Consider the following 20,478-nt stretch of genomic DNA (forward strand, 5'->3'; position numbering starts at 1 on the left):
GGGTAGTCCTTTTGGTCAGCGAGCTAAAATACTCAATGAATTTAACAACTGTGTATCCAAGGTTTCTCTTACTGGAGTTGGAAGCCCATTTGCAACTCTATAATTCTTGATTGCTGTCCTTGTAGCAGGCCCCATGCTTCCGTCGATATTGCCGTTGTAGAAACCTTTATCTAGTAAAGCGAACTGCACTCTCATGATCAACCGCTTACGTTTTTCTGTATCCGAAGTCAGCCCACTACTTGCACGGTTGGCACCTGTGGTTCCTGCTGAGTTTGTTATGGTTGAGCTATCCATGTCATTAGAGCGAAGTGAACGGACAGATGAGGAGGACGATGACGAACGAGTCCCTGAACTTGATGATTCTGAGGTGCTTGGTGTGCTGTAAGTTTTCGGATAGTAGGGAGTAGAAGTTCCCCCATAGTATCCACCACCAGAAGATGATCTATGAGAGCTATGACTTCGATGTGAACTGTGACTGCGATGACCCGCTATATAAAATGGCACCTCTGTGTTTAGAGGGGCTATCACCATATCATGCTCGTTAAGAGACATTGCAGGCATATCACTTGCGCCTATAGCTGAGTCACTTGCCCATACAGAGTTATTCAAAGCAAGAAATCCAGGAAGTAATGCTGCGAAATTAAATTTTTTCATTTGATAGGTCTCGGAGGTTGATGAAAACGGCCTTTTGATGAACTGAAATATCCAGCACAGGAAGACTTCTGAGTGCATTCATCACATTCTTTTGGATAATAATTTTTCCAGTCAGAGATGGACTGTGTAGCAAATCCCCAAGCTCTTTCCGGAAGGTGACACAATGGATAATTGAAGATGGTAAGTGGTATACCCGACCTCTGAGCGGTTTCTACAGCAGAAAGGATCTTCTCGCTATAGCTGTCGTGCTCAACGAAGATTGATGACCAGTTCTTGCGGGCCCATCCAATCGATTCAAGCCCCATCAGTGAAATTTGGTTTATATTGGAGAACACACGGCCAGTGAACTCAACGATGTCATCAAGTTCTGTATAGTTAGCCTGTGTAGGGATAATTCTAAGTTCAATGTTGATCCCTGAGTTACCTGCATTTATTAACCCTCTGACTGTCTCATCAAATGCCCCCTCACTTCCAACCAGATAGTCATGAACTGATGACCTTGAAGAATAAAGTGGGATACCAAAAGTAATTTTGATCTTATCGCTTCGTTCTTTCATCTGACGAGTAAAACTGACATCTGAAAATTTCCGCCCATTTGTTAAAACATGCAAAGCAGTGCCTGGTGAGTTTTCGATGATGAAATCGATAAAGTGCAGGAAATCGTCACCATACAGTAGAGGCTCTCCCCCGCTCACTCCCACTACACCATTCAAAGAGAAAGAGGCAATGGCAAGTGCTGACTGACTGAGTAGCCAATCATCGTTTCCAGTCTTAGGAGGCTGCGAACAAAACAGGCAACTGTTGTTGCACCTTTCAGTTACCAGAACCGTATTATGATTTGCTCTTCGGGACAAAATCACCCTGAGCATGTTGCCGTTGTTAACGATCCCGATGTCACCATCTTCTATCGAATCAAATAGCTCTTTGCTAAAAACAGAGTCTGTAAAATATGCAGGTAGCTGTGAATCGCTCTTTGCCTTAGTGACAAGCAAATTTGGGAGGAAAAACTGAGGGTTTTCTGGCTTGGATTTGCACAAGCGATAGAATCCCTGCTTAACTGGCAGTTCAGATGAAAACCGGAAAATATCGTTTCTTAACACCTCAGACATAAGCCCATCCTTTAAGCATCTCTGCCATAGGCCCATCCTGAGATATCTCGTTCAGAAGGTAACGGAACATACCTTTGTGGTATTGGCAGAATGTAGACCGGCTCTTGTCACCAACTGGTTCGCCGTGGACACTGATGTTTTGGCAAGGATCTGCGCCACAGAAAGGCTGATAGGCGCATGTGTCACAACCAGGCATAGCGAAGTTAAATGATGATGTTAATGACGACCTGTAGAACTCACTATTACTGAACGACAGGGAAGAAAAGTTACCGGCACTAAAATCTGCTTCGGGATTCACTTTCTGAAGCATACGGCTTTCGTCGCTACCGTAAACCTTACCGTCATAATTGAAGAGGATACAGTTCAGAACCACTCCGCTTGGCGATTTCAGGTCTGCATAGCCACTGAAGCCCGGATTAAAGATTCTCTTAATATGGATAGCAGCCGAATGCTCAACGACAGGTATGCCCTTCTGATTCTGAAGTAACACTTCTTCCATCAACTCTTTGTAAAATTCGAAATACTCCGGCATCGAAAAGGTAAAGCTTTGCTTTTGGGCAAATCCGTATGGGCTGACAGGTCTAATAAACATATCCGTAAGACCTAAGCCCAAATGAGCCTCCACTATCGAAACAGGATCTTTGGTAAGTTCTTTTGTTACGGTGGTTACTGTAGCAACACGATTAGAACCCAATTCATCACGTATGAGTTGCATACCAGCGATAGCTCTCGAGTGAGCTTTTGCTCCAGGGAGGATTCGATTCGTATTGTGGGTATGTTCATTGCCGTCAAGAGATACAGAGAAAGTAATGTTCCTACTTCTCACCCACTCGATGACAGAAGCATCTAACAGCGACAGGCTTGTAGCAATCACCATTTCAAAAGCTTCGGAGCCGAGTGAAACCTCACATTCGTTATAAATCATTTGCACAAGATCGAATCTGAGGAGTGGTTCTCCCCCCTGAACTTCGATTTTGTATGGCGGTGTTCCCAATTTCTTTATAGCGCTGACAATTTCAGGTATGAGTTTCGGGTCAAGATCGTAGCCACTTGCTCCGACTGCTGCTCTGCTAACCTGACAATACTTGCAGGTATGATCACATCTCAGTGTAGGAACTATCATGAAGATTGGCCTGATGGCTAAATCATTCATGAGTCTTTTAGCTAAACCAGAACTTAACGCAGAAGAAGCCAATGAAACCGCGTCATCATTAGCAATAAAAAGCTTACTTTCAAGGCTACCCGATACATTCCGCTCTATTGGAAATTGGTTGCATGATAGCTGGAAAAGCTCTGCATCCTCAATGAAGTGGTGGAAACCAGCCAGATTACTGATGAAAACCTTGCCATCATTTAATCTATCGAAGTTAAACGGCATGAGCTTCATCAAGCGAGTCTCTCATCAATACTCTTCAGAACATTGCTGATAATCGCTGCTCTAACTCTTCCCGTATGGCTATCAAGAGATTCCCTTAGCTGGAAATCGTTTCTCAACCGTTCAAATTCGAACTGTATTTCCTCACTACACGTATCAAAAGAGACATGCCAATTTACATCGTCATCTTCCAATCGCCATCGTGTATAGGCAGTCATCCAGTAAAGACTGTTTCGTAAAACCCATTCAGAACATGCTGTTTTGCTTATCGTTTTATTCCACATATATGTCTCAAAGAGTTAATAAAACATAACCATTAGAATGGCTTATGTTTTTGTAAGCATCTTCTAAGCCTTCCGGATAGATGACGTAAGATTCTGTGAGTGTAATAAAATTTAACTTATTTAAATTCAGTTAGTTACACAAGTCACAATCAAGACTTATCCCATATACAATAACATTACCTCTTGAAAGGGTAATTTGTAAATTTTTTTTTACATTTTATGATTAGCTGATAGAACAGGTTAGTAGCGAATCTTTAGCCGGAGATGTGAGAAGTTATCCACTATTAGTAATGTAAGAGCCAGTCGGTTTGGTGATGCGAGCTTTAAGCGCAAAATTATATAGTAGGGTCATAGAGTTACATGTTGCCATTGCCGACATACTTTTCGTATGTCATAAATCTCAGACAGAGATGATGCAGCAGTATTATACAAATAAAACAATACAATGATTTTTAAAGATTTTATTCATAGAAAAGAACTATAGAATACAATTGGCATACTTGACAGGGGGCCTTCTCCTACAAAAAATGGTATATCGGATTTTCATGCACCAGTCTTTAGATTAGGCACTCAAAGTGATAACATATGGCTATATGAGGTTTATTAAAAATAAATAAAAGATGGTTGATATAATGGAAACACCATACAGCTTTTTGAAATTCGTTACACAAGATAGAATTGATATTTTAAAAGATGGATATATTAGATTTACTCCCCCTAAAGACTTGAATGACCCCTTCGAAGTTAACCCTGTAGTAATTCCTCATGACCCTTACAATATTCAAATGATAGAATCCGGGTATGATTATCAAAATCATGAATTCACAGCAAGTGATCATGATTTTTCATGGAAACGATTCAATAAAATTGGACACTATAAAACTGAATATTCAAAGTTCTCTAATAAATATGGAATTCTTTCTCTTTCCAGTTCTAAAGATATGTGTTCAATGCCATCAGTAGCAATTTTTAGTGAAGAAGATCCAAGACGTAATTTATTAATGTGGTCCCATTACACAGACGAACACAGAGGTTTTATTATTGAATTCCATAGTGACTTTATTGATGACACTGAAATATCAAAAATAACGTACTCTCATGAAAGGCCAATGGTCACCCAAGAAGACATAGAATCAGGAGTCATTTTTCCTTTTTTTGTTAAAGGTAAGAAATGGTGTTATGAAAAAGAGTGCAGAATCATAAAACCTTTGGAACAAGCTGATAAAATAGTACATTTGGACAATGGCAATACCATACATCTATTTAAAATAAAAAAGTCTCAAATTCGCTCTATAACTACAGGCTGTAACATGGACACGAATAAAATTGAAGAACTAAAAAAAATTGTATTCACTGACCCAGAATTAAAAAACTGTGTATTTTATGTTTCAAAGATAGACAATGAGGGGTTCGCTTTGGATTTCAGATCATATTCAGCCAATGGTTGGACTAATGATGATGTATTTGGATTCCCAATGATATCCAAACATCCCTTATTGATAAACCCTGAGAATGTAAAAAACAAGTATAAGAATAATTAACAAACACCTAAGAGCTAACTTAAGGATATTTATGATTATGTTATATAAATTAATGAATATGAGGGGTTTCTTATTTTGGGGTTATTTGATCAGCATATTAATGTCATCATTAATTTTGATCTGGGTCTACTTCCAGCCCCTTAATTACATTATTTGGCTGTTTGTCCCACTAATTGTCCCTATATTATTTTCAATTTGCATAATAATAACGCGCAATAAGGAACAACGCGATTTAATAAAATCCTTAAATGATTCCACATTGTTCTCAATTAGTGCTATTACAACAGCTTTGGCGATTATCAAAACTATCGATTTAACCCCAGTAGATGCTTTTGACTTACTGATGAAAAACAGAGTCGGATATATTCTGATATGTGGGCACACGATTTTATATACAATAAAAGCCACCATAGCTATGTGTGAAAGTTATGAAAACTGGATTAAAATATCAAAAGAAAAATAATTTATTTTTTTAGCATGACGGCAAAAAACACAATCACAAGCGGAGTTGTGAAAAAAGAGACTATTATAGCACTATAAATTGCTATATATATTTCAGAAGCCCCCTCCACATTAAGTATGTTAAACTCGCTTGCATTGCACAATATAATAACAAAAAACATTATTAATATAAAATAAATTGCTACGATTATTTTCGTTTTCATCTCACTATCTCTCTCTTTAACCTTATAATATATACATATCAATTATAATCTTGCTGTCAATAGCATTTGAGAATGTTAATATGCAAGGGCTAACTTATCGAAGCTACGCTTCACTAAGTTGCCTTGCTTTTCTGCCCTTTGGTTGAAAAGAAAAACAATCTGATTTTTTGGATAATCACATTGCTCACGCACAGCTCCACTTTAAAAAAAATAAGACAGAACAATACTAATTCTCTAAAGAAAATTAGATGTAAGATGCAATACCCACCGCAAATGTGATGTCGATCACGATTTTCACAATTATAGCTAAATCCTATTGATGTTATAATAATAAAATACGTAGAGAATATCGTTTCCCCTTCGCAAGGAGTCATTGGTGGGTGAAGAACGCAGGAACATTAATAATAATACGCATATAGTTTTATATGATGAGGTGAGTGGTCTTTGCCCAAAATGCTCTAAACCTTTGATGGTTCAGAATGGCAAACGGAAAATAAAGATCTATGAAGTAGCACACATATATCCTTTTTCTCCTCGTAAAGGTGAAAAAGAATTACTAAAAAATGAGCCACTTCTTTGTGACGATGTTGATAGCGAAGATAATTTAATTGCCTTATGTAGAGACTGTCATAAGTTGTTCGACAACCCAAGAACGATTGAGGGTTATCGGGAAATATGCGCTATCAAAAAGCAGTTAAGACAAGCTGCACAAATCAAAAACAGGCAATATAATTTTAAGATTGAAGAAGATATAAAAGAGATAATTGATAAGCTATCAACACTTGAGCCAAGAGAAGATTCACAATTATCATACAACGCAATGAGAGTTGATGACAAAATTAATTCTGAATCTGGCCCTGTTTTTAAAATAAAGATCAAGGCTCAAGTTACTTATTTTTACACTGAAATAAAAAAATTATTCCAGCAACTGGATCAACGTATCCCAAACACTTCAGAAATAATATTCAATGAAGTTAAAACATACTACCTAACTTTAAAAAGAGAGAATTTATCTCAATCTGAGATATACGATCATTTAATTAATTGGATAAAAACAAACACTAAAGAAACTAATAATGTAGCAGCGGAAGTATTGGTGTGTTTTTTTATCCAAAATTGCGAGGTTTACTCATGATTACACCAAGTAAATCTATCTCTATCCAAGATTCAATATTATATAAGATGACAATTATTTTAGAAACTGACTTTAACGAAATTAATATTACTGATTTATACAAAAAAACATCAAGTAATTTTTCATCTCTGGACGAGTTTGTTTACTCACTTGATTTTTTGTTTATTTTAGAGAAAATTATATTAAACCCAGCCAATGGGACGGTAACAAAATGCTAAAGAATATATACTGTGAAAAACTAATTAGAAAAGAATTGATTTTCAAAAAAGGTTTAAATACCATATTGGGGCCTAAGAATGGTGCCAACTCCATCGGTAAATCATCTGTTTTAATGTTAATTGATTTTGTTTTTGGTGGGGATGATTTTATAACCTTATGCAAAGATGTTATTTCGAAAGTTGGCCATCTAAATATCGACTTCACTTTTGAATTTGATGGAAAATCATATAATTTCACAAGAAAAACTGAAACTCATAGTAGTGTAATTTTTAAAAGCAACGAAGAAAATATTGAGTGGTCAATTGTAGATTTTAGAACGTTCTTAGCTCAGAAATATGGTTTTTCATCAAACGACCCTTCATTAAGAAATTTAATCTCAAGATTTTCCAGAATTTGGGGAAAAGATAATTACAATCCTAATAAACCTCTTTTGCGCTTTACAGGTGAAGGATATGCTTCAATCAAAGAGTTTCTCATAAAATCTTTCGACTATTATAATTTAATTGAAGAAATTGAAAAAAAGAAAGCCGAAAATGAAGTGAAAAGAAAAAATATTGATATTGCGTTCAAACAAGGTTTTGTCAAAAAAGTAAATTTAAAAGAATATAGGCAAGCAAAACAAGACCTCAGTGTTATCGACAATAAAATTGACATCATAAAAAAAGATTTAGATCTTTTCGCAGCTAACATAAAAGCTATTCTGGACGAAAAAAGCCTAACGTTAGCTGTCGAAAAGGATAAATATCTAAAACAAAAAAACTCTCTCGCAAGTAAATTATTTAGGATAGAAGAAAATATATCTGATACCAAGCCTATTCCCAAAAGATATTTTTGCAAAGTTGTCGATTTCTTCCCAACTGTTAACATTGAAAAGCTAAATGAGGTAGAAGGTTTCCATTCATCAATTTCAAAAATATTAAGTGATGAGTTGAAAAAAGAAAAAGAAAGTCTTATATACCAATTAAATGAGATTGATATGGGAATTAGTTTAATTGACCTGAAAATTAAAGAAATAGCAGCGTCAGTAGATAGACCGGACGAGATTATTGATGAAGTATTGTCTTTATCTATAAAGAAAAAAGAAGTCGAAGATACTGTTAACTACAGAGAACGCCAGGATGATATCAAGGAAGCCTCAACAGCTATAAAAGTAGAACTTAAAGAAAAAACTGAAGAAATCCTGTCAAAAATCTCTAACTTATTAAATGAAAACCTCAAACTCTTTAACACAAAATTCTATGGTCCAGACAGAATACCTCCCCAGATAATTCTCAGTGATAATAATTATCTTTTCGAACATCATTCTGATTCGGGGACAGGTAAATCTTATGCAAATATGCTGGCATTGGATGTGAGTTTTTTACATACAACAAAATTACCTATAGCCATTGAGGATTCGATTGTTTTCAAAAATGTCGAAGTCGCAGCTATAGAAAAGATAGTTAACACATTAAACACTATTGATAAACAAGTTTTTATATCACTAGATCAACTAAATATTTATAGTGAAAATACAAGATCAATTTTGCGACAAGCAAGTTTTATGAGGATAAGTAGAAAATATCCCGCATTTAAATTTTCATGGAATATCGAATCCCAAAGAAAATAATCATTTAGAATGGCTACTAGGCATTCAGAAAGGTGGCCATTTTATGTTATTTACTCCATTATTAAATCACCACATTGACATTCCTCACGAATAAAATATAAATAATAGAGAGCATATGGAATATGCTCAGATATATAAATTATAAGATATGAAAGGAGTTCATATGGATAACATTTTCAACCGAATTAGCAGGGTTAATATATCGAAAAACCTTCTTAGGACATATTGTGTCAGTGTAAGGCTTAACAAAGATGAATTGCAGCTACTCAATGCAAGGCGTGGTGAAAAAAGCAAAGGCGAATGGTTACGCATGGCATCCCTCCAAAAATTACCCCCTGTTATACCTGAAATCAATACAGAGGCTTGGAAAGCTATATCTGATATATCTCAAAAACTAAATCGTATTGCTACTCATATAGATAGTAAAAGCAAAGATAGCAAGCTTACCCATACAGAATTGTTCGCTGTTAAGCGGCAATTAGCAGAGCTTCGCCAGAACCTTCTAAGCGCTGACATATGGAGCAACCCCGATGAAGGGAATGCAGAAGATCAGACGTGGTAAAAGCTTTGTTGGTGTTGTTCTCTATGCATTAAAACAAGCATCTCATCATAAACAAGTTCCCTCCGTGATCGGTGGCAATATGATGGGAAGCTTTGCAGAAGATCTAATCGCTGAATTCGATACAAGCAAACAGCTTCGCCCGGAAGTAGAAAAAGCGGTGTGGCACAATTCGCTTCGCCTACCTGCAGGTGAATCGCTGTCAGAAGACAGATGGGTTATGTTCGCAGACGACTACATGCAACGCATGGGCTTCTCAGAAACGCATCTTCGTTGCTATGTCCTACATGATGATTCAGCAGGCCAGCACATACATATCATCGCAAGCCGCATAAATCTCAGTGCCGGTAAACTTTACCTTGGCAGGAACGAAAACCTCATCAGCACACGTTTAATCAGCGAACTTGAAATAGCACACAATCTCACAGTAACAAAATCCACAGCTTCTATTGACCCACAGCAAGCGAAGCGTAAGAAGTTATCTCGCAACGAACTGATGCTTTCTCAACGGACTGGAGTTCCTTCACCTAAGGAAGCTCTTCAACAGCTCATTGATAAAAGTTTAGCTGATACGCCTCAACTTCTAACTTTTATCAAAAGGCTGGAAGAAGCTGAAGTTTCCTGGACGGCCAACATTGCTTCTACGGGAAAAATGAATGGCTTCTCATTTGAATTTAATGGCATCGCGTTCAAAGCCTCACAATTGGGTAAGAGCTACTCCTGGGCAAATCTGCAAAAACGACTTAACTACAACCCAGAACACTTACAGGGTCTAAGAGCCAGCATATCTACAACAGAGGCTCCTGCTCCTGCTCCTGCTCCTGCTCCTGCTCCTGCTCCTGCTCCTGCTCCTGCTCCTGCTCCTGCTCCTGCTCCTGCTCCTGCTCCTGCTCCTGCTCCTGCTCCTGCTCCTGCTCCTGCTCCTGCAGAAATAGTAATCAAGGTAATAAAGGAATCACTCACTATTTCTGAGAAAATTGCATCGCTAACGCCTTCTCATTCTCATTCTCATTCTCATGCTCCTTCAATAACTGCTTCTGTTGCACCTGCTTCGAAGACGGTAGTTAAAGAAGATAAGCGGCAGCAGATACTCAATGCCGTTTTCGATTTACAAAATAGCAAGAAAATCAGACAAGTAAGACCTCGCCGCTTCATGGTTTGGATTCCTTTACTTAATCTATTGAAATTATTAGATTTCTGTTTGTTGTATGCATTCAGAAAATTCAAAAGAGTGTTGAAAATCCATGCCTTGACCCCCTTTTTGCAAATCCCAACCCAGGCAACCATTAACCAACTGAATAACGAAGAATTGCCATGCTGTAAAAATAGTCATACTCGCCGCAAGGGTTAATGCATTGATTTCAAGTGAAATTATTGATCGGTATAACAGATCGATATGTACAATTTGATAGCCCACGCCTATCTTAATTAAGCCATCGATCGGTACAAACGTTTTTACTTGAGTCTGATAAACATCGAAGATTCATCAAGATATCTCCACTCCTGTTAAAGATTAACCAACTTGATGGATACGCAAATGACAACAGAACTCACGTTTAAAGAGCCAGCCAAGCCAACAATTTTTGTGATGAAACGAACATGGATAGCGTTGGCGATTCCAGTAGTTATATTTTTCACCTTGGGTTCAGAAGCTGTCTCACAGTCATTCGTTGCATGGTTACTGGCAGGTGCTTTTATAATTTTTACAGCAATACCTAAGTATTTAGACAAACGTAAAAACCATGCCACTATCGATTATTTTAACGATAATAATGACGGTTATTATTATCATGAGTTTGATAAAACATCATTACTCATTGATTTAAATAAAAATACCATAAAACTAAAAGAGAAAAACAAAGAGCAAACATACCCGTTGAGTGATATTAAAACGTGGCGTTATGACTTAAAGAACTCTGGAAAAATGATTGGCATTGGAATTACCAACGGGATCGTAGCTAAATCTCAAAATGATTCCAACAGATTAAAAGACGCAAAAAATTCAGGTTTTTTTATTTCCGTAAAAGATATTCAGTCACCAGAATGGCAGGTGAGATTTTTTCCGAAGAAAGGACGTTTCAGTGACGAAGCAGGTTTTAGAGATACAGAGCTTCAAATGAAGCAATGGATGCAGGTTTTTGAACAAGTCTTAAACCAAAAATAAATCTAATAAAACAAGGATAGCAAACATGTATAAAATTATTATAGCTTTACTTACTGTCTCAATTTTCAGTGTGGCAGGATGTTCCTCTTACGGGAATCAGGATTTGAAAAAAGAAAATCAAGCCACATTACAAACTAAATTAATTAAAAACAAAACCACCAAAAATGATGTAATTAAAGAATTCGGTCAACCGTCCTCAACCACAACCAGTGGGCAAAGCGAAGATATTTATTTGTATGATATCAATAACGCAAAAATGAGTGTGATTAACGTAATCCCTATAATCGGTATGTTAGCAGGAAACACAAAAACGGAGTCCAGAACACTGTCAATAGCATTTAATAAAAATGGCACCGTAGAGACATGGAGCTTCATGTCAGACGACAGAAATCTCAACAATGGATTCATTAACTAAAGTTGCATTAAGTTGAGTGTTCTATCCCCGTGCAGAACGGGGATCATTACAATCTCTTTCTTTTAATAGGCTTACAAGCTGTTGTCACGCGACTGTTAATCTCTTTCATTTCATACTGCGCTTTTAACTCAACGTAGACTTGCTCTAACCTCACCTGATTCCCTTCAATATAATCTACAAGTGCTGTAAGTTGTAAGAACAGGAATTCTTTATTTTGTAAATTACTTATGAAATTACTTTTCATACACTTGAATAAGCCACAAAACATTTGCATTATGTTGTCTACATTATTCGTGGAACTACTATAGCTATTACCTGAATAAAAATACTTTAAGTGATAGCCGACGAAGAACAAATATAATTTGTATGTGAAAATGTCATCTTCTGGTTTGTATTCAGCACAAATATACTTATCTATAAGTATGATGAACTTCTCTTCTTTTGATAGAGATTTCTTTTTATTATCCACAAATTGCATCCTTGCAAGTTATTTTTATCATCCTGATATTTTATAAATACCATAATTAAATTGAAAAGCAAGATTCTTGTAAAAATATATTTACATGATGTTAATTTTATTTTACACCGCATCAATATTTCTCAGGCAAGGGTTCATTTAACTGGTGTGACTTAACCCCATATTTATACGAGTTGTATTGCCATTGTGTGAACTGTTCTTTATATCTGTTATTTTGTTTTCTAAGAATCTCAATTTCCGCTTCCATATTTTTAATTCTTTGCGCTGCAATATTCAAATTAGCAGGTTTTTTTAAAGGGAGTTCACTTTCTTTCAACCTTTTTCTTTTTAACAAATATGCTTCTACAATTTCTTTATGAAGAGCCAATGATTGACGAGTTGGTTTCTTCCCAATGTGTGGTATTAATTTTCCACGTAGTGCTTCCCAAGTTAATTTCCCTTCCCATGTATGAATGATTACATTTATCTTTTTTATATCTGCCTGCGTTAAATGTTTAGCCATATACCCTCCAATTTTATTATTTATATTATTTTATTTACTGCATCTTTTTATCTAAAATAGATAATATTTCTTCGTGATGTTGAACCCACTCCTCTGCACCGTAAAAACCATCACCTACTGCCTGAATCGCCTTCTGATGTAACGACCGGATTGTTTTGATACTTTGCGCTTGCTGTTTTTCACTCATGGCATCATAGCCTGCCCATCCAAGTGTCGCTGTTTTTGATAACTTTTTGCAGGGTGGAATTATGTAGTCATGGATACAATAACCATTAGCCGTTAGGTGAACAGCTCCATGATCTAACTCATCAAAGATTTTTTCACTCAAATGAGTTCCAACCTGGCCGCAATAGCGGTTGTTGCCGAGCTTCAGAGACCCTACTTTTTCAAGCATTTCTTCTTGCGAGACATGGTTATAAACACGATTCTGCGTGATGCTGACTCGTCCCGACCATTTTGCTATCTCCAATTCGGATAAATCGCCAAGGTGTGCCAAAGTATTGAGAAGATGTCTGGGCTGATGGGAACGGAGGTATAACGCTTCGCCTGAATCATCTAGATAACCAAAACGCGAAAAGACATTTTTCATTGTCTGCCCAGTTTTTCTCGCCTTTTCTATATCCTGCGTAAAGAAGCCATAGGTTGGTCTGTAAAGGGCATAAAAAACGGTCAATCTCCTTTCATTGCACTGATGCAGATTCAATAGACACAACGCATTGCTACATTTAACTGATTTATCTTCATCAAACCAGGGGAATTTCTCAGGTAGCAAGCCAACTACCATTTTCGATAGTGCTCTTAAAGTGTAAGCCCCGTCTGCTGGATTAAGGAATGAAACTCCACCGTCGATACTGGTTCGCTTTACCTTATCGATGCATTGCTTCTTATCATTCAGTTGATAGCCAAGTGCATGGCAAAGCTGAACAACATCAAGTGGCTTATCTTCCTGCACTGCAGGACAAAGTTCATGTCTGTAAAATTTATCAGGCGAGGATTCATACCATTTAGCAAGAGAGCGTGCATTTTCAGACAGCCTTCGCAGTCTGCTAATTGCTCTTCTGGCAACAGGCACCATAACGTCAGGTATCCACTTGATAGTAGCTCCATAGCCTTTTACTGAAAAAAAACGAAGCCCATATCTCTCTATTCCATTTTTATCATTTCGAGTAATTTCACAGTCAGCAGGCAAGGCCAGAATTTCTGAAGCTCGACTTGGGGCGCACATCAGTAATGCAAAAACAGAAGTCGTAAAAAGGTCTCTCTCGCTGAGTTCTTCATCCGGCAGGGAAAAAATCTCAGCGATAGCGAGTAAAGCTTGCTGATCAGGTAATTTATTTTTTCTGTCTGCATCTTCTTTTTCTGGAACATAGTTGTTTTTAGTATTTCGCTTTACTGGATTGGTCCAACTAAGAAACCCACACTTTAAAAAATGTTGCTCAGATAAAAAATTACCAAGTTTTTCAAGCTCATACGCACACATATAAAGGACATTATTTTCATAGTGCTGACCTGCTATCTGTAAAGCCTCGTCCAGAACAACGACAGAAGTGTTATAAACGTAAGCGCTCTGACAAACTTGCAAAAGTGCTTTTTCCAGACACTTTAACGCCATCATTGTTGTGCCGGGATTTTTAACAGGACTTAATGCCTGCTGGTATCGGATATAGCTTCTTGCAAAATTCACAAAATTTTTATCTAGCAGGTATTCATCTTTCAACACGCCCCTACCCGTATCTAACTTTCGAAAAACGGCAATACCTTTCCATACAGGACAATCCCATTTCAGATCTGCACCGAATACGGTTAACTTATCACGGCAAAAGTTGTTAAAATCATGAACATTTCTTTCTGCATCTAAATCAGAGTAAGACTTGAATATCACTATATTATTCATATAAAAGCCTCGTCACTCTCAATATTATTATTCGTTATTCTAAAATAAACGCAACTATGGCATGGGTCTTCAAGAAAATCAGTGCAGGATAAACATGCTCTATTCTTCAACAAATTACTATTATTAAATTTTGTATCTCCATTAGCTTTCCCAAGAAAAACATTAGCAAGAAAAGCCAACTTAGCTGAGACAGCCTGATTGATCTTTTCAACATTATCAGGCAGATTTTCGACATAAATCCCAGCACTGTAGATTGAGGAATGGTCTAACAATTCAGAAATAATCTGCACGCTATACCCATCTCTGGCAAGTCTTGTCCCCAGCGTATAACGTAGTCTTCGTGCATTAATTTTCATTGATTCTCCTGTTCGTTCCGAGATAACTCCTTCTATTTTAATTATTTTACTCAGAACATAGTCAACGACGTTTTTAGGCACATGAAGTCTGTCAGAACTAAGTAATCCTAAAATATCTTTTTCGTCTGCCGTGATTTTACGACCAGACTTACTCATAAATATAGGAACCTCATTTTTCTCCGCTGAATTAAGTGTCCTGCCGATTGTTTCCTCAACCAATTTGACTGAACAAACAGCCTGCTCATGAACAATATTAAAAATGTATTCACTAAGAATTAACTTTCTGAAAGATTTTCTAAACTCAAGCCCCTGCTTTATTCTAGGGAAATTCATGTAATATTCAACTTTGCCATTGATCGTCGATTCTCTTACAATATCTTTAAATTTTAGTGAAGTAATTTGCGCAGGTCTTCTTCCTGTAAAACTTACCAACAGCGCCAAAGAAAATTCATATAAATTTATTTTATTGAATTCATATGCATTTCTAATTGCCCTGTTGAATGTATAATGCTCAGGGTCTGTTAATGGGCCTTGTTCAGGATTTTCATTTTTTACCGCATCTCCTGCTTCTTTAACTTTCAACTTCATTGCATTGAAAAGTGATATAACCTTTTCATCAACTCCGTAATATTCCAATGAATACCATGTTTTGAAGAAACTCCTCAGTGTGACTAAATATTGAACCCTTTGTTTCGGCAGTGTATCTTTATAATTTAAAATAACTGTCTCTTCAATATAAGCAGGGGTCATCTTCTTAATAAAATCATGTATGTTGTTATTGATCTTTATAACGTAGCTTGGACTATACTTGCAGGCATAATAGGCAAGCGTGTTTATATATCCCTCAGTTAACTTTGGATGAAGAAATCTTGATACATATCTAACATTTACTATGTTATTACGATCTAGCACCCATTTCTCATCATTTATACAAAATGAATAATCAGGTTGCTTCGCGGTTAAATACACCTTGTCTTCTTGATGTTTTACATTATTCATATAGCTCTCTCCATAAATTCATTTTGAATCACCAATGAGGTCTTATGAGCCTGTTCTACGATATGTCTTGCGTTGTATATTTTTGCCATTTCCGAATCAACTACCCACCCCATAATATAAGATCGAATCTGGGCTTCCTTTTCCTCTGAAAAGGGTTCATCCCTCTCATCCATCATTCTGGAAAACTCATAGTTCCAAGTATGTCTCAGCATATGCCCACTTAACTCATTTAACTCTGGGTGAGCCTTGCTAATTATGTTGATGATTTTATGATATGCCGACATTGATAAAGGCATTCCAACTGTTTTTCCTAATTTATTGGTGATGAAAAGAAAATCATTACCTTTTGCATTTTTAACTTTGTTTCTTTCTACAATAATATAATTATAGATCTCTCCCATTAGGGTCTCTCCAACAGGTAATTTCCTTTCGCATGTTTTCACGAGAGGCTGATTCACTCGTGGATCAGACTTATCATCAGCTCGCCTTTTTATTGCAATAGTAGAATGTGCAAAATCAATATCGCTGATCCTTAGATTCAAAAGCTCTCCTGCTCTTATACCAAATGAATAAAGCAACAGCATTATTAATTGATTTCTTTTCTGCACTTCAGAAGAAAATGGATTATTATCCGAGTTCGGTTTAACAATATCAAATAAGTAGTCAAGTTGTTTTTGATTAAGAGCTTTATCTGGTATCTCTTTTTTATACCTGTCTATATTCGATGGTCTTTTACTTTTTACCGCTGTAATGAAATTTTTTATTTTTAATTCTACATTTTTATCGTTTGATAAAGTCAAATAGACTTTACAGAGCCATTGCATGTAGTCACAGATAACATTGAACCTAAAGTAATTGGTTGGATTTTTTGCTACAGGTAATTTACCACTTGGAGTGCCTTTTCCTTGTTTGTAATTTTTCGACATATAGTCTGATAAAACTTCAATTTCATTGAAACTTAAAAACTCTAGTTTGAAAATCCTTTCTTCAATATCTATATTATTTATAGCAAAGTAGCTATGTAACATAGCTAAAATACCTGCGATTGACTGTATAGTATTAATTGAGTTTGAACGATTCCTTACTTGGGTTATCAAGTAAAGATTTGGATAATAAATTGGCTCCCCCGTTATTTTATCAACAACGTGGCAAAACCTTTCTCCATTATCAAATACAAAGGAATTTATTGCATATTTTTTCATATGTCTCCTTATAAACCTTACACTTATGTATAGGTGCGGTATATTGTTAAACTATGATTTTATTTTTTACAAAAAAAATGCACATGTATTTATATTTTATTGTTCCAAGTCAATTATTTAACAATGAAAAATTTCGCACCTTATATAAGGTGAATCTAGTTATTATTATGTTTACCTAATACTTCAAAACAGACCGCAAACCCAAGCAGAATAAGTCGTTCATTAATTATGTAAACTTTTAAGTAAAGTATTAGGTGTTTTTAATCATGCAAACTTTACATTTTATCCTTCACTTCTCAATTCTAACTGATACTTCATAATTCTAATTGCCAATAGTTTCAATTCCCGGCGAGACTTGATCAAAAGGAAAAATGTTTCATAGACAATTGATTGCTCAAATATATTGTTCTTGCTTATTTCTTCAAAAACACCTCTAATATCCCCTTCAAAATATTGACTTAACCAATAGCCTATTTTCCTGTGAAGGTCATTATCTGATAGGTTATCTATTACCTTTAAATCAAAGATCCCTGAGTAAATTTCTAATTCAATATTGGCCATTTTGCATTCTTCACTTATAAATTGTTCAATTCTCATTTTAGATATCCTTGTAGGTGATATGAGTTAAGCAGCATTTTTTCTTGTTTCATCTATTGTTGCTTGAATCCAATCATCAATTTCACTTTCAATAAATGCTACGGCGCGTGAACCGATTTTAATTTGAGTTGGGAAACGCCCTTCGCTGATCAGACGGTAAATCCATGCTTTTCCATAACCGGTTCGGTTCATCACTTCTGTTAAACGGATAAGTCGGGTTGTTTGGTTGTTCATTGTCAGTGCTCCAGCTTCGTTTCGATGGAGTGACTTTAGATTTGACTGGAAAAGAGAACTAGTGAGGGTCAAAACAAGGAAACCGCGCGAGTTCCCTTGTTTATGAGTTTGAGGAGGTTTAGGTCAGTCGGAATCAGTGAGTTTCATCACGTCTGAAACTCTCATGTTTTTCAAGATACTGTTTTTGTTTATAAAAAAGTTAAATTGTCGGATAAAATCCTTCGTAATAGCCTTCATTGCAAGTGGGCGATCTGTGTCTTTTATTTGATAGTGAAGCCTGGTCTGTGATTCGTCATCATCATCGGTATAAAGTAATCGTGAAAGTCTATCTTCTGATATTCGAACGTCATTGCATGAAGCCCAAAAAAGTATATCCAGCATTGGGATAAGTCGATAGTTAATGATTTTTTTTATTACTCCATACCCAAATCGCATTGTCTCAACAGGATTGGGAGACACACCCTTAAACTTTCGCCATTGAGGTAATGCAGATTTTAAAGACTCCGCAATTTGTTCATCTGTCCCACTTTCTAAATCTAACTCCAATAAAATGGAACTCTTAAAAAAGTCTGGCATTGATTCTGAAAGAGGAACCTCAGAATAACTTTTATTAATTTCGTAATCATCTCCTCCCTTCCAGAAAAACATTCCACGTTTCATTGCCACAATACTCCACAGCGCTATTTCTTCTGTATTAGTCAATAGGAAATGTGGAGGATCGAGCAATTGATGCTCCATATTTAAATAACCTAGCCTTTCCTCTTCAATTAAGAAAGGATCACCGTTGAATATTTGCTGTTGGTAATTTAGAAATGCCTTTTGCTCAAAACCTTCTCGATTAGTCTTGAAGAACAGTGTTCTTGCCCAGAGTTCATGATACAAAAGCAACAACGATACTTCCTCAAATTTACGATAAGTATCAATGTTCAACCACGCTTTGATCTCTTTGGTATGCTCTGGCTTCCAGTTTTGCATTTTCCCTCCTGAAAATAGGCAAAATTCAGAAGCAATATATTAGCCAGAGCTTAAATAAGAAAGATACCCCAACAATCATCGAAACTTAGGAAGGTTGTTGAGGTATCAGCAATAGATACTTTTCAGCAGGTTTGGAATTTACTCTTTTTTGAAGTCAAAGGGAGAAACCGCTCGCGTCCTCAAAGCATCAAGATAATCTGCCCACCACTGAACCATCAGACGGCGTTCATCAAGATGTTCAGCTTTATGTATATAGGCGGCCCTGACAGAGTTTCTTTCTTGATGGCTCATCTGACGCTCAACCGCATCCTTAGACCAAAAACCGGCTTCAATTAATGCACTACAAGCCATCGCACGGAAACCGTGTCCACACACCTCTGTAGACGTGTCATATCCCATAGATCTTAAAGCCTTGTTCACCGTGTTTTCGCTCATCGGTTTTCCAGGGTTGTGATCACCGATAAAAATCAGATCATATCCACCGCTGATTTCTCTGATCGCTTCAAGGACTTCTAAGGCTTGACGGCTTAATGGGACAAGATGTGGTGTTCGCATTTTTGACCCACGGTGTGAGTGCTTCACTCCGAGTAATGGTTCACGTTCTGCTGGGATCGTCCACATAGCATTGTCTAAATCAATCTCTGACCATCTTGCAAACCTGAGTTCGCTAGAGCGAATGAAAATCAGCAATGTGAGCTTCACCGCTAGTTTGGTTAGTTTCCTGCCTTTAAAACTATCAATACGTTGAAGGAGTTCAGAGAAGCGATCAAAAGGTAAAGCTGGCCTGTGGGTTCGTTTTGCTACTGCAATAGCCCCAGACATCTCCTGAGCTGGGTTGTAGTCAATTAAACCATTCTGGACTGCATATCGCATTATCGCGGTGGTTCGCTGTTGCAGGCGTGCTGCTACTTCCAGACGCCCTGAAGCCTCAACGACCTTGATCGGAACGAGTAGGTCCTTTGTTTTAAGCTCAACAATTTTTCTCTTACCTATTGAGGAGAAAAGGTTGTCTTCAAGACTTTTAAGAACTCGTTCGCTGTGAGAAGGAGACCATCTCCGATTACATGCGGTATGCCAGTCTCTTGCTATTGCTTCAAAGGTAAAAGCTTCGCTTTGCTCAATCTTGTCAGTTTTTTTCTTTTCGGAAGGGTCGATACCAACAGATACCAACTTTTTGGCTTCATCTCTTTTTCTGCGAGCTTCGCCAAGTGAGACCGTAGGGTAGACACCTAATGCCAGAACCTTTTGTTTGCCATCAAAACGGTATTGCAATCGCCAATACTTAGCGCCGTTTGGATTGATTAGCAGGTGCATACCCTGCCCATCCGTGAGTTTGAAGGGTTTATCTGAGGGTTTGGTTGTTCGAACTTTGATATCAGTGAGCGCCATCAGTTGATACCTCCATTGTTGGTATCAAAATCAATCGAACCGAAGATACCACCAGTTATACCATCATTTGTTGGTATATGTGGATAGATGTGAGTGGACGTCAAGAGACATAGAACAGAGGAG

22 protein-coding genes are annotated in these 20,478 nt (G+C 36.9%); 9 read left to right on the forward strand and 13 right to left on the reverse strand.

Annotated features, from left to right (window positions below):
- Positions 1 to 15: 15 nt before the first annotated feature.
- From hxsA to hxsD, 4 genes are read right to left on the reverse strand one after another with little or no spacing between them, the layout of a single operon-like run.
- Positions 16 to 654, reverse strand: a complete 639-nt coding sequence (gene hxsA / locus MUA00_RS08975; protein ID WP_074392030.1) for a His-Xaa-Ser repeat protein HxsA — start codon at positions 652 to 654, stop codon at positions 16 to 18.
- Positions 651 to 1,763, reverse strand: coding sequence for a His-Xaa-Ser system radical SAM maturase HxsC (gene hxsC / locus MUA00_RS08980; RefSeq protein ID WP_064515991.1), 1,113 nt, complete (start codon positions 1,761 to 1,763; stop codon positions 651 to 653). Before hxsC ends, hxsA begins: the two co-directional genes overlap by 4 nt.
- The gene (gene hxsB, locus MUA00_RS08985; protein ID WP_064515989.1) at positions 1,756 to 3,150 is read right to left on the reverse strand and encodes a His-Xaa-Ser system radical SAM maturase HxsB; all 1,395 of its coding nucleotides are present in this window, start codon (positions 3,148 to 3,150) and stop codon (positions 1,756 to 1,758) included. The genes hxsC and hxsB overlap by 8 nt, the downstream gene beginning before the upstream one ends.
- On the reverse strand, positions 3,150 to 3,422 hold the full coding sequence (gene hxsD / locus MUA00_RS08990) for a His-Xaa-Ser system protein HxsD (RefSeq protein WP_064515987.1): 273 nt from the start codon (positions 3,420 to 3,422) through the stop codon (positions 3,150 to 3,152). Before hxsD ends, hxsB begins: the two co-directional genes overlap by 1 nt.
- A gap of 632 nt (positions 3,423 to 4,054) precedes the next feature.
- Here hxsD and MUA00_RS08995 point away from each other — a divergent pair.
- From MUA00_RS08995 to MUA00_RS09030, 9 genes are all read left to right on the forward strand, one after another.
- On the forward strand, positions 4,055 to 4,963 hold the full coding sequence (locus tag MUA00_RS08995; protein ID WP_064515985.1) for a DUF2971 domain-containing protein: 909 nt from the start codon (positions 4,055 to 4,057) through the stop codon (positions 4,961 to 4,963).
- Positions 4,964 to 4,994: 31 nt separating this feature from the next.
- Positions 4,995 to 5,426 (forward strand): hypothetical protein, encoded by a 432-nt coding sequence (locus tag MUA00_RS09000; protein ID WP_245163509.1) that lies wholly within the window; start codon positions 4,995 to 4,997, stop codon positions 5,424 to 5,426.
- Positions 5,427 to 6,004: 578 nt separating this feature from the next.
- Positions 6,005 to 6,763: an ABC-three component system protein gene (locus tag MUA00_RS09005; RefSeq protein ID WP_064515981.1), complete on the forward strand. Its 759-nt coding sequence runs from the start codon at positions 6,005 to 6,007 to the stop codon at positions 6,761 to 6,763.
- Positions 6,760 to 6,981 carry an ABC-three component system middle component 7 gene (locus MUA00_RS21240; RefSeq protein ID WP_064515979.1) on the forward strand — a complete coding sequence of 74 codons (222 nt, stop codon included), beginning with the start codon at positions 6,760 to 6,762 and terminating at the stop codon, positions 6,979 to 6,981. The genes MUA00_RS09005 and MUA00_RS21240 overlap by 4 nt, the downstream gene beginning before the upstream one ends.
- A complete protein-coding gene (locus tag MUA00_RS09010) occupies positions 6,975 to 8,591 on the forward strand; it encodes a DUF2326 domain-containing protein (protein WP_271122751.1) in 1,617 nt (538 codons plus the stop codon). The genes MUA00_RS21240 and MUA00_RS09010 overlap by 7 nt, the downstream gene beginning before the upstream one ends.
- Before the next feature lie 163 nt (positions 8,592 to 8,754).
- Positions 8,755 to 9,153 carry a hypothetical protein gene (locus tag MUA00_RS09015; protein ID WP_064515975.1) on the forward strand — a complete coding sequence of 133 codons (399 nt, stop codon included), beginning with the start codon at positions 8,755 to 8,757 and terminating at the stop codon, positions 9,151 to 9,153.
- Positions 9,122 to 10,501: a relaxase/mobilization nuclease domain-containing protein gene (locus tag MUA00_RS09020; RefSeq protein WP_271122752.1), complete on the forward strand. Its 1,380-nt coding sequence runs from the start codon at positions 9,122 to 9,124 to the stop codon at positions 10,499 to 10,501. The genes MUA00_RS09015 and MUA00_RS09020 overlap by 32 nt, the downstream gene beginning before the upstream one ends.
- A gap of 186 nt (positions 10,502 to 10,687) precedes the next feature.
- Entirely contained in the window at positions 10,688 to 11,314 is a 627-nt protein-coding gene (locus tag MUA00_RS09025; protein ID WP_271122753.1) for a DUF4755 domain-containing protein, read from the forward strand.
- 25 nt (positions 11,315 to 11,339) lie between these two features.
- Positions 11,340 to 11,729, forward strand: coding sequence for a hypothetical protein (locus MUA00_RS09030; protein ID WP_271122754.1), 390 nt, complete (start codon positions 11,340 to 11,342; stop codon positions 11,727 to 11,729).
- Positions 11,730 to 11,775: 46 nt separating this feature from the next.
- On the opposite strand, the gene MUA00_RS09035 is transcribed toward MUA00_RS09030, so the two are convergent.
- From MUA00_RS09035 to MUA00_RS09075, 9 genes are all read right to left on the reverse strand, one after another.
- Complete coding sequence (locus MUA00_RS09035) at positions 11,776 to 12,207, reverse strand: hypothetical protein (protein WP_271122755.1); 432 nt, start codon at positions 12,205 to 12,207, stop codon at positions 11,776 to 11,778.
- Positions 12,208 to 12,319: 112 nt separating this feature from the next.
- Positions 12,320 to 12,709 carry a hypothetical protein gene (locus tag MUA00_RS09040; RefSeq protein WP_271122756.1) on the reverse strand — a complete coding sequence of 130 codons (390 nt, stop codon included), beginning with the start codon at positions 12,707 to 12,709 and terminating at the stop codon, positions 12,320 to 12,322.
- A gap of 34 nt (positions 12,710 to 12,743) precedes the next feature.
- A complete protein-coding gene (locus tag MUA00_RS09045) occupies positions 12,744 to 14,603 on the reverse strand; it encodes a DNA-binding protein (RefSeq protein WP_271122757.1) in 1,860 nt (619 codons plus the stop codon).
- Positions 14,600 to 15,958, reverse strand: a complete 1,359-nt coding sequence (locus MUA00_RS09050) for a site-specific integrase (RefSeq protein WP_271122758.1) — start codon at positions 15,956 to 15,958, stop codon at positions 14,600 to 14,602. The genes MUA00_RS09045 and MUA00_RS09050 overlap by 4 nt, the downstream gene beginning before the upstream one ends.
- Entirely contained in the window at positions 15,955 to 17,160 is a 1,206-nt protein-coding gene (locus MUA00_RS09055; RefSeq protein WP_271122759.1) for a tyrosine-type recombinase/integrase, read from the reverse strand. The genes MUA00_RS09050 and MUA00_RS09055 overlap by 4 nt, the downstream gene beginning before the upstream one ends.
- Before the next feature lie 282 nt (positions 17,161 to 17,442).
- Positions 17,443 to 17,757 (reverse strand): hypothetical protein, encoded by a 315-nt coding sequence (locus MUA00_RS09060; protein WP_271122760.1) that lies wholly within the window; start codon positions 17,755 to 17,757, stop codon positions 17,443 to 17,445.
- Positions 17,758 to 17,784: 27 nt separating this feature from the next.
- Positions 17,785 to 17,991: a helix-turn-helix transcriptional regulator gene (locus MUA00_RS09065; RefSeq protein ID WP_265316300.1), complete on the reverse strand. Its 207-nt coding sequence runs from the start codon at positions 17,989 to 17,991 to the stop codon at positions 17,785 to 17,787.
- A 123-nt stretch (positions 17,992 to 18,114) separates the two neighbouring features.
- Positions 18,115 to 18,966, reverse strand: coding sequence for a DUF6387 family protein (locus MUA00_RS09070; protein WP_057627415.1), 852 nt, complete (start codon positions 18,964 to 18,966; stop codon positions 18,115 to 18,117).
- Between the two features lie 138 nt (positions 18,967 to 19,104).
- Positions 19,105 to 20,355 (reverse strand): tyrosine-type recombinase/integrase, encoded by a 1,251-nt coding sequence (locus MUA00_RS09075; protein WP_271122761.1) that lies wholly within the window; start codon positions 20,353 to 20,355, stop codon positions 19,105 to 19,107.
- Positions 20,356 to 20,478 lie beyond the last annotated feature (123 nt).

This window comes from Dryocola boscaweniae (genome assembly GCF_025215095.1).
In the GTDB taxonomy this organism is placed as follows: domain Bacteria; phylum Pseudomonadota; class Gammaproteobacteria; order Enterobacterales; family Enterobacteriaceae; genus Dryocola; species Dryocola boscaweniae.